The sequence below is a fragment of the Bacillota bacterium genome (assembly GCA_018333655.1).
GTDB lineage: Bacteria > Bacillota > UBA994 > UBA994 > UBA994 > BS524.
The window spans coordinates 175,673-187,754 of the sequence record JAGXTJ010000044.1; the positions used below are offsets into that span (position 1 = coordinate 175,673).

Here is a 12,082-nt window from a genome sequence, read left to right on the forward strand (position 1 = left end):
TTTAGACGCTAACTGCGCTGGGAATCATAAACTCATATACGGCGCTTCCGCCTCGTTCGACGATTTCCATGTTCTTTTCCACCAATTGCTCTAGCTTGCCGAACTTGCTCTTTACCACATCATCTAGAGCTGCGGTAGTAGCCGAGGCGACAAATTTGCCGCCACCAAAACGCTCAGCAATAGAATCTCTAACGGCAGTTACGGTCACTAGATCAGGTGCGATGGCCATTAATCCACCTAGCATGGCGATGTTAGTCGACAGTTCAGTGCCGGCAACCTCTAAGGCTACTTTGGTAGCAGGTACGTAGAACACCCGAGCATTGAGCTCCACTAACTTGGCAATTTCTTCTTCGCTGAGCGGCAGAATTTCGTCAGAATTAATGAGCATGATACCGCCTGGCTGCAGTCCGTCAAAGAACGGCATGGTGTAACACTTGCCCATGGTAATGACGTGGGGGTGGAAAACCATAATGATGTTAGGGAATAACACTTCGCCTCGTTCATGTATGGCACCGTCTGAGATGCGCACATAACTCTCTGCAGGGGCTAAACGCTTTTCCGCGCCGAAGAAGGGATTGACGATACTTGTTAAGCCGTCTCGCGTCGCGGCAGCGCCCAAAATATGAGCCGCCGTCACAACACCTTGTCCACCCAAGCCGGACATGCGAAGATTTACTTTCTTTGCCACTACTTGCTCCCCCCTTCGAGCTTGTCTAGCATCTCTTGGGCCGCGGGAGTGATATATTCCCGTTGCTTAAATACGCCGTCCTTCTCAAGCTTCTTGATGCGCGAGATGGTGTCATTATTCTTGAACTTGTAGTTAGTGGGGCAAGGCGTTAGCACTTGAACGTAGGTGGGGCCCACCTCGCGCGCTAAAATGATCGCCCGACGAATCATTTTCTCCATTTTGCGAGGTTGCGATGGCGAACATACAGCCACATAGACGCAACCTGCTTCTCTAGCAAGCTCCGGCATCGAAATCTTGGGGAAATTTTTCCCCTTAGGCGCCATGTAGAGTACCGCGCCTTCTTGGGACATACCGCTCTCTTGACCACCGGTATTGGCGTAGGCTTCATTATCTAGCATGATGGTGGTGATGTTCTCGCGGCGGAACCAAGAGTGCATGACCATGTCGAGACCAATGTCGGCAGTCGCACCATCTCCAGCGACAACCACAACATCTTTAACTTTGTCGGGAAAACGCAGTTTCAGGGCGCGCTTTAGTCCAGAGGCAACCGAGTTCTGGTTGCCAAACAAGGAGTGAATGTTTTGCACTGCGGCCTGTGGGAACACAAGCGAGCTACAGCCAGTTGAGCCTACCACAATTGTGTCCTCGGGAGCCGGCAAAGAGGCCAGAAAAATACGCAGCGCTAGGGCTAAACCACAGCCAGCACATAGGGGATGCTCTTCCAGGAGCTCTTTAAATGTGCCAAGTTCAGCGACGCCCACATCTCTGCCATAAGGACCGTTAGCGATTAGTTCCCGGTACTCAGCCGGGATGATATCGGCAAAAGCCGGGGACATAGTTAGGATCTTCTTAGTCATGCCCAGCACCTCCTGATTTCTGCCAAAATGCTCTGTGCTGGCATAGTCATCCCACCGTAAACGCGGGGGGCACCGATCACTTTGGCGTTGTCATCGATAATCGACTTAATCTCGCGTGCGAGCCAGCCAACGCGGTTAAATTCCGGCACGATAACAGCCTTAGCTTTCTTGGTTAAGGTGCGGATTTCTTCCGTGGGGAAGGGTCTAACACATTTTACTTTAATCAAGCCAACGCTAAGACCCTCTTGCTTGGCCAACTGTATGGCCTCGCGAGAGATGGAGACAGCTGTACCCGAAGTAACGATCAAAACGTCAGCATCGGCATTTTCAACCTCTACCAAGCCACCGAGGTAGTTGGAAATAGAGGGACGGGCACGCTCTGCGGCAGCCATAACTTCTTGCTGCCATGAAGCGTGAGCGGCGTAGCTAACGAAATTACTCTTCATGACAAAGGGATCACGCATTTGACGGAAGGGCACGTTCTCCATGTCCATTACCGGCACGGGAGCGCTGTATGGGTTGTAAGGTGGTAACTTCATGTCTACTGGGGCGACTTCTATCGTTTCACGCGTATGCGTGACGAAGAAGCCGTCGGCAAAAACGCCTACCGGAATATGAACCTCAGTCTGTTCAGCTATAGGGAAGGCTTTAAGGAGAAAATCATGCAGGTCTTGTGCATTCTCAGCGTGTAGCATGATAATGCCGGTATCTAGTAAGTAGGACATTTCAATGGTGTCAGGCTGAATAGTCAAAGGAGAATTGACCCCACGGGTCATAAAGGCACACACGATCGGTAGCCTAGCACCTGACCAGGTGGAGAACAACTCGAAAGCACGCAGCGTACCCGGGCCACCCGTAGCTGTGAAAACACGCACGCCACCCATCGCAGCGCCAGCCACGGCTGACATTACGGCAAACTCGTTCTCGCCGCGGAAATACTCACGGATGTAACCTTCTTTGTAGATGTCCCCTACTAGGTGCATGCTCTCGGACTGAGGAGTGATCGGGTACGAGATAGCCATATCCACATTCGCACGCTTAATAGCTTCCCTGACGGCCTCACTTCCGGTGATAAACACAGGTTCGCGTTTGGCCTCGAAAAAGAGATGTTCCGGACTAACTACCCTCTGCAAACTACTTACCCCCTTCGGCCATCTGCCGTTTCTTCTCCTTAACAATAACCGTCAACTCTTGTATTTTGGCTAAGTTGACATCCCGCAGGCTAATCATGGCGTCCTCGTGCCCCGCTTCGCCGCAGAGAGCGATAGTGTAGCAGCTGGTGCCGCCACGAATAATCTTGAGGGCGACATTGGCATAATGACAGTGCACGCCAACGAATACGCATACGTCGATTTTGTTGTGCCAAATAGTTAGGTTAGGATGGTTAGGGTTAATTTCGATGGCGGGATTGATCATGGGGTACTTGGGGCGATAGTCGGGCATGGGGATTACTCCTGCGCCGACGGCCTCGGCCAGTTCACGCACGGCTTGGGCTCTTTCCGCCACCCCATCTTTCCATGCCCATAATAATAGAGGCCCTGGGAAGAAGAATGGTCTTTTAGCGGAGAGGAGTTTCTCGGCAATCTTGTGCAGTGCCTCGTTATCAGACACGATTTTGCCTTCTACTAAGGCATCACCTTTGCTGGGGAGCTCGACCCCCATCACCGCTGCCGCCGGTGGCAAGTAGCCTTCCGGTCCGGCTAAAACTTGGTACTCTTGAGTCATCTAGTACTACCTCCTTTACTCTCATCCATCACTACATGAGAACTAATGTGGTTGTGCCATGCAATCGTGTTGTCAGAATGCACTCGAAGTAATCATAATTTATTGCCTGATATTTGTCTAGATTGCTTCGTGAATATTATATCACAAAGAAGTGCCCGCAATTTTGCGGACACCCCAGTAACTGTTATGGAATCTAAGCCAAAGATAGGCTAGCGCACTGTAGAATAGGGGTCTGCGACATCCCAGGCCTCAAAACGGGTAGTTGGTTCTTCGTTTTCAACTAACGGGTCATTATGGTAATTCCATCTCCCTAAGGTTTCGGGAAACAAGCATGCATAAGCCTCGTGATCTGGGCCATAGGCTGTACAAGGGTCCGCCAAGAACGCATCGTGGTGTGCTCTAACATTTCTACGTCTGTCCAAAGTCTCGCCCGCCCTTCTTGTCTCTGTAACATTAGCATGCGCGAAAAGGCGGCAACTATGTGTGGTTAACGGGTCGGTAAGTATAGGCGCTGCCCTGGTTGTATGAGCACTGATTTGTGGAGCTCATTCAACTTGCGCAGGCGAAACACATACTGGCGTAAGTCTGTATTGGTCGGTGCGAAGCGTTCGGCGAGACCCCACAAGGTATCGCCCCTTTCGACGACATAAACTTCTGGTGCCGTTTTATCGGCAGCCCGTGTAGGGCTCACGAAAAAAATCACAGCTAGGATGATTAAGACACAACCAGCCAAGGAGAGAATTTTAAACACCATCGCACCTCCGAACATTTGTTCTTAGGTACAAGTGTACAATCATATGTTCGCCTTTGTCAATAGGAAACCAAACTAGTGTTTGACCCGTCTGCCATAGTTGTGCTATAATTTTGCCAACATATCTGAGGGGGCGGAGTTGCGTTGAAGAATGGTTTGACGAAGCGTCAGCTGGCGATATTAGAGTTTATCAAGCAGGAAGTCCGCATTAAGGGATACCCGCCTTCGGTCAGAGAGATAGCCCTAGCAGTTGGTTTAAGCTCTAGTGCCACTGCCCATAGTCACTTGGCCCGCCTCGAGGAAAAGGGCTACATACGCCGCGACCCTACAAAGCCGCGCGCTATAGAAGTATTAGACGGGGCTCCTTTCGTCGCTCCCCCGGCCCACACCGTATCTTTGCCCATTATGGGCCGAGTTACTGCGGGCCAACCCATACTGGCAGTAGAGAACATCGAAGATTATCTTGACATCTCTACGCACTTGACCCCATCGGGTGAGATTTTCGTCCTCAACATCGAGGGCGACTCTATGATCGAGGCAGGCATACATAATGGCGACATGGTACTAGTGCGCAAACAAAACACTGCTCAAAATGGAGATGTAGTAGTTGCCCTTCTAGGAGAAGAGGCCACCGTCAAAACCTACTACCGCGAACCGGCCCGCATACGCCTCCAACCCGAGAATCGCACTATGGCCCCTATCTACAGTACCGAGGTCATCGTGCTTGGCAAGGTAGTAGGGTTGTACAGACTATTTTAGATACATCGCCAAAAAGGCTGCCTTGCATTTTGCAGGGCAGCCTTTTTGTCACAACTACTTATCAACTGACTTGTGCTGCTGCTCTGTCTTCGCCCTAGCGGCAGCCAAACGAGCTACAGGCACGCGAAAAGGCGAACAACTTACGTAGTCTAGGCCTAGTTCATGGCAGAAGGCGATGCTAGTCGGCTCTCCGCCATGTTCGCCGCAAATGCCCACCTTGAGACCTAGGTTTGCTCCGCGCCCCTCTCTAAAAGCCATGCGCATCAATTGTCCTACGCCTAGAACATCGAGAACTGCAAAAGGATTATGCTCTAGCACATCCTGCGCGATATACGCCGGCAGAAACTTGCCCTCCGCATCGTCGCGGCTAAAGCCAAAAGTCATCTGGGTAAGGTCATTGGTACCAAAGGAGAAGAAATCGGCATGCTTGGCGATTTCTCGAGCCAAGAGACAAGCCCTAGGCACTTCAATCATACTGCCTATAGGGACGACACCCGGTGCTAAAGGCGCTGCAAAAACCTCTTTCCACTTTGTTTCGGCCAGCCGCCTCATCAACACCAGCTCACGATGATCGGCCACTAGGGGAATCATTATTTCCGGCTGGGGTCTAAACCCTTCTCTGAGGAGGTCAGCTGTGGCCAGAGCAATGGCTTCAACTTGCATGGCATAGATACTTGGCACCGTTATACCGAGGCGGCAGCCACGGTGTCCAAGCATGGGGTTAGTTTCATGCAGGCGATCTACGGCCCTTAAGGCCCTTTCGGCACGAACACGGGTGCCATGGTCACTCGCTCGGGCGATTTGCTCCTTCAACTCCTCGCGGCTAGGCAAGAACTCATGCAAGGGAGGGTCGAGAAGGCGTATCGTCACTGGGTACCCGTCCATGGCCTTTAAAATACCGTAGAAGTCACTGCGTTGCATGGGCAAAAGCTTCTGCAATAGAGCTTCCCTGTCTTCTTCGTGTTCAGCCATAATCATGGCCTGCACAATTGGTAGCCGCTCCGCTTCCATGAACATATGCTCAGTGCGACAAAGACCGATGCCTTGTGCCCCAAAGCGGCGCGCGAGTGTGGCGTCTTTTGGATTGTCGGCATTAGCCCTCACCTTTAGAGCGGCCTCACTATCGGCAATCTCGAGCAAGCGCCAAAAATCATCGCTCAGTTCAGGCTCCACGAGGGGCACCTCCCCTAAAAACACTTTACCTGTCGTGCCATCGAGAGACAAAGTACTACCTTCTTTAAGAACATGTTCTCCGACGGTCACAGTCCCTTGCGAAAAATCGAAGGAGAGCGCATCAGCACCGCACACGCAAGGCTTGCCCATGCCACGCGCTACGACAGCCGCATGGCTGGTCATGCCGCCACGGCTGGTCAAAATGCCCTGACTCGCGATTATACCCTGTATATCATCTGGTGAGGTCTCTGGCCTTACCAGGAGCACTTTGTACCCGTTCTTAGTAAAGCGCAGAGCTGCTTCGTTACTATAGGCGATGACCCCGCAGGCCGCGCCAGGGGATGCTGGTAATCCAGAGGTTAGGACACTCGGTTTCTGTGCATAATCGATGCTGCGGTGTAGCATCTGCTCAATCTGTTCTGGTGTCACTCTTGACAAAAGCATGGCTCGGTCAATTTTTTGGTTATCAAACATTTCTATGGCGATACTAAGAGCTGCCCTAGGACTTCGCTTGCCCACCCTAGTTTGTAGAAGGTAGAGCTGGCCTTCTTCCACTGTGAATTCTATGTCTTGCATGTCGCCATAGTGATCTTCTAAAAGCTCGGCAGTTGCCACAAGTGCCTTGTAGGCGTTAGGCGCAAGTCGCTCCAACGCGGTTATATCTTCTGGTGTTCGAGTACCTGAAACTACATCCTCTCCCTGAGCGCGTGCCAGAAACTCGCCAAAGAGCCGCTTTTCACCTGTCGACGGGTTGCGCGTAAAACACACACCCGTGCCAGAATTGGCCCCTAAGTTGCCAAAAACCATGGCCTGTACTGTCACCGCTGTTCCCAAGGAGTCTGGAATATGGTGTAGGCGGCGGTATACTTTCGCCCGCTCATTTTGCCAACTGGCAAAGACCGCGCTGACCGCCTGTAAGAGAGCCTCCTTTGGCGAATCAGGAAAGGGCCTGCCAGTATGCGCCTTTACTAGACGCAAGTACTGCGTGATTAGCTTTCTCAGGGCTTCTACGGGGAGATCGCGGTCGTATTTGATTTTTTCTGCAAAAAGCAGTTCCTCCATAGCGTCAGAAAAAGCAGAGTGCGGTACCTGCAGAACAATTTCACTAAATTTTTCTATGTAGCGGCGATAACAATCCAGAGCAAATCGCAGCGACGTTACCTCGGCCAAACCCGCTGTGACATCGGCACTAATCCCTAAATTAAGAATGGTATCCATCATGCCCGGCATAGAGTATTCTGCCCCTGACCGTACCGACAGGAGTAAGGGATTATGTGGGTCACCGAAACGCTTGCCCGTAGCAGTCTCTAAGGTGACTATCGCCACCTGCAAGTCATCCAGCAACCCCTGCGTTAGCTCGCCCTGAAGATAGTACTCGCGACAAGCCGCAGTAGTGATGGTAAAGCCAGGCGGAACAGGCAAGCCAATGCGCGTCATTTCAGCGAGACCAGCACCTTTTCCACCGAGGACAGCCCTCATATCCTTGCTGCCCTCACCAAAAAAATACATTCTCTTCTCTTCCACCTAGTCATCCCCTCTTCCCCATTGATTCTAGTAGAGCAAGGCCTCGAGTGCTTCACACAAGGCTACTTTCACATGTCCATAACTTAATGCACCTTGCACATAGGCTGTATATGGTTCGCGCAGGGGCGCATCAGCGGATAACTCACTAGATGCCCCTAAGACGAAGGTGCCTGCGGCCATAATGACTGCGCTTTCATAACCAGGCAATTTACCGGGCTCCGGCACAACATGCGAATCTATAGGTGAGGCTCGCTGAATAGCTTGACAGAACTTAATAAGACGTGCCCTGTCGTTAATTTTTATGGCTTGAATGATGTCACCGCGCTGTGCATCCGGTAAGGGCGAGGTTTCTAAGCCTAGCAAAGTTCCGGCCTGTGCCAAGAGAACCGCCCCCTTCAGTGCATACTCAACCACCGCTGGCGCGAGAAAAAGACCTTGCAAGAAGCCACGATTATACATGGTGGAAGCACCGAGCTCGCCAGTTAAACCCGGAGCGTACAGTCTTTCCGTAGCCAAGCTGACGTGCTCCTCATTGCCGACAATGTAGCCCCCACAAAGGGCCAGCCCGCCCCCCGGATTCTTAATAAGTGAGCCTACAGTGAGATCGGCCCCCACTTCACCCGGCTCGCTGACATCGACAAACTCACCATAGCAGTTGTCCACCAGACAAACAATATGCTTACTATATCCTTTCGCTACAGCGATGATTTCCTCAATTTCACTGAGCGCTAAAGCGGGACGCCACTCGTAGCCTCTGCTTCTCTGGATGTGCACTAACTTGGTACGCGGCGTCAGAGCCTGTCTGAGGGCCACTAGGTCTACTCCACCCTGCTCGAGGCGCGGTACAACCTTAGCCGAAACGCCCCAGGCCGCCAGCGAGCTTTGTGCCGCATCTTTCAGTCCAATCACTCCATGCAGGGTGTCATAGGGTACGCCGGTGGCCACAACTACCTCGTCATTAGGTCTGAGCACGCCGAACATAGCACAGGCCAGAGCATGGGTCCCAGAGGCAAACTGCCCTCGCACGAGTGCTTTCTGGCCGAAAAATATCTTGGCGTAGAGCTCTTCGATCACGGCGCGACCGGCGTCTCCGTACCCATAGCCAGTGGAACCTTGCAGATGAAAATCTGCCACCCTTGCTTCACGAAAGGCCTGTAAAACTCGTCGCTGATTGATGAAACTACGGCTTTCAATAGCCGAGAAAGCCTGAGCGGACATTTCTTCAGCTTGCGCAATAATGCTCTCTACCTGATTCATGTCCTCTTGAGTTCTCCCCTAATTTTATTGCCATACTTCGGCACGACGTCGACGACTATTTCGGTGCCAGCTTCGGTATAACTGACCGAGTGCACCGTACCCTGCTCATGGAGAAGGGTCAGTAGGTCGCCCCGCTCAAATGGAATCTGGAAGGTATAGCGCTGCGGTTGATCAACTAGCGCCTCGGTAATGGCGGCGATGAGGGCGGCAAGATTCGTCTTCTCGGCCGCAGAAACAGGTACACATGTGCCTCGCGCCGTAATTAGCGGTGCATGTGTGAGCTTGTCCATCTTGTTAAGGGCTATAATCGTGGGTTTCTCCAAAGAGTCGAGTTCTCCTAGTACAGTCTCTACCGTCCGTGCCTGTTCTTCTGCCTCGGGGTGTGAGGCATCGACAACATGCACTAGCACATCAGCGTACCTTACTTCCTCGAGAGTAGCTCTAAAGGCTGTAACTAGTTGGTGCGGTAGCTTGCGCACAAAACCTACGGTATCTACTAGCATCACCTTGCTGTTATTTGGCAATACTAGCTCCCTGGCGGTGGGGTCAAGGGTCGCGAACAGCTTGCTCTCGGCAACTGCTCCACCTGCAGTCAGAGCGTTCAACAGACTGCTCTTACCAGCATTAGTGTAGCCTACTAAAGCCACCGTTGGCACACCACGCACGGCCCTATCACTTCTTTGCAGCCGTCGGTGTTTAGCCAGATCATCTATTTCTCGTCGCAAGTCCGCCATGCGCGTCTTGATGCGGCGGCGATCGTATTCTAGCTTGGTCTCCCCTGGCCCCCGCGTCCTGAGACCGCCGGCAGAGGCACCTAAATTAGACATTTCAATGCCCTTGCCTTTAAGGCGCGGTAAATTGTAGGCGAGCATGGCCGCCTCCACCTGCAACTTGCCCTCGGCGGTCTTGGCTCTTTGCGCGAAGATGTCTAGAATTAGCTGTGTCCGGTCAACCACCTTAAGTTCTAGCGCTTTTTCTAAATTTCTAAGCTGGGCTGGCGATAACTCGTCGTCGCAAATAGCGACATTGCAGTCTAGCGCCAGACATAGATTCTTAAGCTCTTCCACCTTCCCCCGCCCGAAGTAAGTCGCAGTATCGGGCTTCTCTCTTATTTGCGTAATTCTCCCCACAACCTCGACTCCCGCGGTATCCGCTAGGGCGACAAGTTCCTCGAGCAAGCCCTCGACTTGGCCCGAATGGGAGCGCGCAGTCACGAAGATGACAGCTCGCTCCTGAATGCTTTTTTCAACTATGTGCATATTCTCACCTCTTCATTATCACTGTTGTTCGTAGCAATATGAACTGCATCGCATGCTGGGCAGTGGCCGCGGCACAAAGCCTCTTGCCGCATGGCTAGTGGTGCGCGCAAGGCGCCGCAATTTTCGCCACGCATAAAACCCTGTCTATCACCAAAGACAAAGCCGAGAGCAAAACAAACGAGCCCCCAACCTATGATGTACAAGGTCGACACCACCTTTCCATAGCGAAAAGCACCGCATATGCAAACAATACCATACTTGCAAGTGCCCCATCAACAAGCAAGGCGAGGCCGACACATCCGCTGGCCACAACTACATTGATCAAGGGCCTCCCTTCGTCTAGCCAGTCATCCCATAGTTGAATGGCCGCCATGAGCGAGAGAGCCACAGCAGTGGTCGAAAAACCAGCGACAAGTATGCTAAAAGCAATGCTTAGAGTCCCTTCGCCGAGATTGCTCAGGCGAGACAAATAGATGGAGGTGTCTCTAAAGGCCATGCCCACGGCGTAGGCGGCTGCGAAAAGGCCAGTAGCGGTTGGTAGTTCGATAGCTGCCGCAGCCAAGAGGCTCCAGAAACCATAAACAGTGATGTCCCTCCCGTACCTGTGGCATAGATTAGGTCGGTTAGACAGAAGGTCGCTTTCTTCGTCTACATAGTCGTCCATTATCTTGACAGCCACCCCGGTTAGTAAGGCGGCGACGAAAAACGCGAGCAATTCATGGCAAACGGGCGATAACATTGCGCACCTCCCTAAACCCCGCCTTGCTTTGCGCTGACACAGGGAGCACCTTGTGGTTTGGCAGATGCAGCTTGATACGCAAAAGCCCTGCTCGTGCACTTTCCGCATCCATTTTATTGGCAATAAGGAGATATGTACCCCTGTTTTGCGAGAAGGCCGCGATCTGTCTCTCGAGTTCGGTGAAAACCGCCCTATCGTCTGGGGCCTTGCCTATAGCTGCCGCGTCTATGACATGCAGTAGATAGTCCGTTTTTTGCATTTCTTGCAGGGTCTGCACCAAGGAGCGGCGTATTTCTGCTTCTCTGTGGATTCCTTCCATAAGGCCTGTGCTGTCAACTAATTTTATCACGCGCCGTCCCTTCCCTTGCGGGATTTGCAGGGACATACTCTGGAGGCAGCGAGTCTTGTGAGGTGCTGGGCCAATAAGCTCTTGACGAGCCTGAGCCAGACTGTAGCTCTGTTTTGTGGAGAACCCGTCTGGGTAGGCGAAGGTCACTTCTACTTTGTCTAGCCCTAGTGTCTCCGCAAAAGTAAGGGCAAAAGCAGTCTTGCCCACATTAGTTTGTCCGACAATGAGGTAAGTCTTCATCCTGCCCCACCACTTTCCTTGTCCTGCTGTGCCCGCTAACATAGTTTATGCGGCCATCTTCAAGCATCATGTCACCGTACATGCTATACTAGACTAAAGATTCTCCAAAGGGGACGACAACGATGAAAAATCTCAAGGGGATGCTTATTAAGCAATTAGTCGACGTCGGCGCACAGCAGCAGCCGCGCTGGATGGCCAAGACCTTAGATGACAAGCATGTTCTGATTAAGTATGAGTACGGCACTCTCACCGTCACTATCGAGGACTCGCCCGCAAGTTTTGTGGCTGATATGAAGACTGCCGATCGGGCCACCTTGACTACAGAGGTAATGTTGCTGGTCACGGGCCTCGCGGTAGTATGAGCCCTAGCAATTAAGAGGAAGAAGAGTGTAGTTACTCTTCTTCCTCTTTGATGTCTTGCGGCAGAATGAGCATAAGTTCGTCGCGCGAAGATCGTTCTCGCTTAAAAAGCGGCAAGGCCTGCTTGCATATACCACGCTCTATGAGATTGCGCACTAGGCGAGCGTTGCCGAAGTTCTCACGGTCGCTGTGCAAGCGCTGCGACAAGATGACCACCAGGTTATCTTTATGGTCTTCCATGCTTTTAACTAAGGTATCTATCGCTTCCTTGCCAAAGTATGCCCTATACCCCTTTTGCTGGACAACCAGAATCCGTGCTATGCTTGTATCAGAAGGGGAGAAATAAATGAAGAAGAAACACTACAACGCAGAATACAAGCAACAGGCCGTTTACAGAGTCA

15 protein-coding genes are annotated in these 12,082 nt (G+C 52.0%); 2 read left to right on the top strand and 13 right to left on the bottom strand.

Annotation, left to right across the window (positions count from 1 at the left end; genetic code table 11):
• Position 1: 1 nt before the first annotated feature.
• From KGZ92_08975 to KGZ92_09000, 6 genes are all read right to left on the bottom strand, one after another.
• On the bottom strand, positions 2-688 hold the full coding sequence (locus KGZ92_08975) for a 2-oxoacid:acceptor oxidoreductase family protein (protein MBS3889394.1): 687 nt from the start codon (positions 686-688) through the stop codon (positions 2-4).
• The gene (locus KGZ92_08980) at positions 688-1,545 is read right to left on the bottom strand and encodes a ferredoxin oxidoreductase (GenBank protein ID MBS3889395.1); all 858 of its coding nucleotides are present in this window, start codon (positions 1,543-1,545) and stop codon (positions 688-690) included. Before KGZ92_08980 ends, KGZ92_08975 begins: the two co-directional genes overlap by 1 nt.
• Positions 1,542-2,723 carry a ferredoxin oxidoreductase gene (locus tag KGZ92_08985; protein ID MBS3889396.1) on the bottom strand — a complete coding sequence of 394 codons (1,182 nt, stop codon included), beginning with the start codon at positions 2,721-2,723 and terminating at the stop codon, positions 1,542-1,544. Before KGZ92_08985 ends, KGZ92_08980 begins: the two co-directional genes overlap by 4 nt.
• Positions 2,680-3,270, bottom strand: a complete 591-nt coding sequence (locus KGZ92_08990; GenBank protein MBS3889397.1) for a carbon monoxide dehydrogenase — start codon at positions 3,268-3,270, stop codon at positions 2,680-2,682. Before KGZ92_08990 ends, KGZ92_08985 begins: the two co-directional genes overlap by 44 nt.
• Positions 3,271-3,479: 209 nt before the next feature.
• Positions 3,480-3,692, bottom strand: coding sequence for a hypothetical protein (locus KGZ92_08995; protein MBS3889398.1), 213 nt, complete (start codon positions 3,690-3,692; stop codon positions 3,480-3,482).
• 65 nt (positions 3,693-3,757) lie between these two features.
• Positions 3,758-4,024 carry a LysM peptidoglycan-binding domain-containing protein gene (locus KGZ92_09000; GenBank protein ID MBS3889399.1) on the bottom strand — a complete coding sequence of 89 codons (267 nt, stop codon included), beginning with the start codon at positions 4,022-4,024 and terminating at the stop codon, positions 3,758-3,760.
• 141 nt (positions 4,025-4,165) lie between these two features.
• On the opposite strand from KGZ92_09000, the gene lexA reads away from it, so the two are divergent.
• Positions 4,166-4,780 carry a transcriptional repressor LexA gene (lexA, locus tag KGZ92_09005; GenBank protein ID MBS3889400.1) on the top strand — a complete coding sequence of 205 codons (615 nt, stop codon included), beginning with the start codon at positions 4,166-4,168 and terminating at the stop codon, positions 4,778-4,780.
• Positions 4,781-4,834: 54 nt separating this feature from the next.
• Here lexA and ppdK read toward each other — a convergent pair whose 3' ends face one another.
• Genes ppdK through KGZ92_09035 form a run of 6 tightly spaced genes read right to left on the bottom strand, consistent with a single transcriptional unit; the run spans position 4,835 to position 11,321 of the window.
• Positions 4,835-7,477: a pyruvate, phosphate dikinase gene (gene ppdK, locus KGZ92_09010; GenBank protein MBS3889401.1), complete on the bottom strand. Its 2,643-nt coding sequence runs from the start codon at positions 7,475-7,477 to the stop codon at positions 4,835-4,837.
• Between the two features lie 27 nt (positions 7,478-7,504).
• Positions 7,505-8,734, bottom strand: a complete 1,230-nt coding sequence (locus KGZ92_09015) for a methionine gamma-lyase family protein (protein MBS3889402.1) — start codon at positions 8,732-8,734, stop codon at positions 7,505-7,507.
• Entirely contained in the window at positions 8,731-9,993 is a 1,263-nt protein-coding gene (gene hflX, locus KGZ92_09020) for a GTPase HflX (GenBank protein ID MBS3889403.1), read from the bottom strand. The genes KGZ92_09015 and hflX overlap by 4 nt, the downstream gene beginning before the upstream one ends.
• Positions 9,984-10,196 (bottom strand): hypothetical protein, encoded by a 213-nt coding sequence (locus KGZ92_09025; GenBank protein MBS3889404.1) that lies wholly within the window; start codon positions 10,194-10,196, stop codon positions 9,984-9,986. The genes hflX and KGZ92_09025 overlap by 10 nt, the downstream gene beginning before the upstream one ends.
• The gene (locus tag KGZ92_09030; protein ID MBS3889405.1) at positions 10,184-10,732 is read right to left on the bottom strand and encodes a hypothetical protein; all 549 of its coding nucleotides are present in this window, start codon (positions 10,730-10,732) and stop codon (positions 10,184-10,186) included. Before KGZ92_09030 ends, KGZ92_09025 begins: the two co-directional genes overlap by 13 nt.
• Positions 10,710-11,321 carry a GTPase domain-containing protein gene (locus KGZ92_09035; GenBank protein MBS3889406.1) on the bottom strand — a complete coding sequence of 204 codons (612 nt, stop codon included), beginning with the start codon at positions 11,319-11,321 and terminating at the stop codon, positions 10,710-10,712. The genes KGZ92_09030 and KGZ92_09035 overlap by 23 nt, the downstream gene beginning before the upstream one ends.
• A gap of 122 nt (positions 11,322-11,443) precedes the next feature.
• Here KGZ92_09035 and KGZ92_09040 point away from each other — a divergent pair, with 122 nt between their 5' ends.
• Positions 11,444-11,683 carry a hypothetical protein gene (locus KGZ92_09040; GenBank protein ID MBS3889407.1) on the top strand — a complete coding sequence of 80 codons (240 nt, stop codon included), beginning with the start codon at positions 11,444-11,446 and terminating at the stop codon, positions 11,681-11,683.
• Between the two features lie 31 nt (positions 11,684-11,714).
• Here the strand turns inward: KGZ92_09040 and KGZ92_09045 are convergent, their stop codons facing one another.
• Positions 11,715-12,029, bottom strand: coding sequence for a hypothetical protein (locus tag KGZ92_09045; protein MBS3889408.1), 315 nt, complete (start codon positions 12,027-12,029; stop codon positions 11,715-11,717).
• Positions 12,030-12,082 lie beyond the last annotated feature (53 nt).

Coding starts and splice junctions, on each gene's coding strand:
- KGZ92_08980 (MBS3889395.1), bottom strand. CDS start 1,545: ATGACTAAGAAGATCCTAACTATGTCCCCGGCTTTTGCCGATATCATC.
- KGZ92_08990 (MBS3889397.1), bottom strand. CDS start 3,270: ATGACTCAAGAGTACCAAGTTTTAGCCGGACCGGAAGGCTACTTGCCA.
- KGZ92_09000 (MBS3889399.1), bottom strand. CDS start 4,024: ATGGTGTTTAAAATTCTCTCCTTGGCTGGTTGTGTCTTAATCATCCTA.
- KGZ92_09015 (MBS3889402.1), bottom strand. CDS start 8,734: ATGAATCAGGTAGAGAGCATTATTGCGCAAGCTGAAGAAATGTCCGCT.
- hflX (MBS3889403.1), bottom strand. CDS start 9,993: ATGCACATAGTTGAAAAAAGCATTCAGGAGCGAGCTGTCATCTTCGTG.
- KGZ92_09030 (MBS3889405.1), bottom strand. CDS start 10,732: ATGTTATCGCCCGTTTGCCATGAATTGCTCGCGTTTTTCGTCGCCGCC.
- KGZ92_09035 (MBS3889406.1), bottom strand. CDS start 11,321: ATGAAGACTTACCTCATTGTCGGACAAACTAATGTGGGCAAGACTGCT.
- KGZ92_09040 (MBS3889407.1), top strand. CDS start 11,444: ATGAAAAATCTCAAGGGGATGCTTATTAAGCAATTAGTCGACGTCGGC.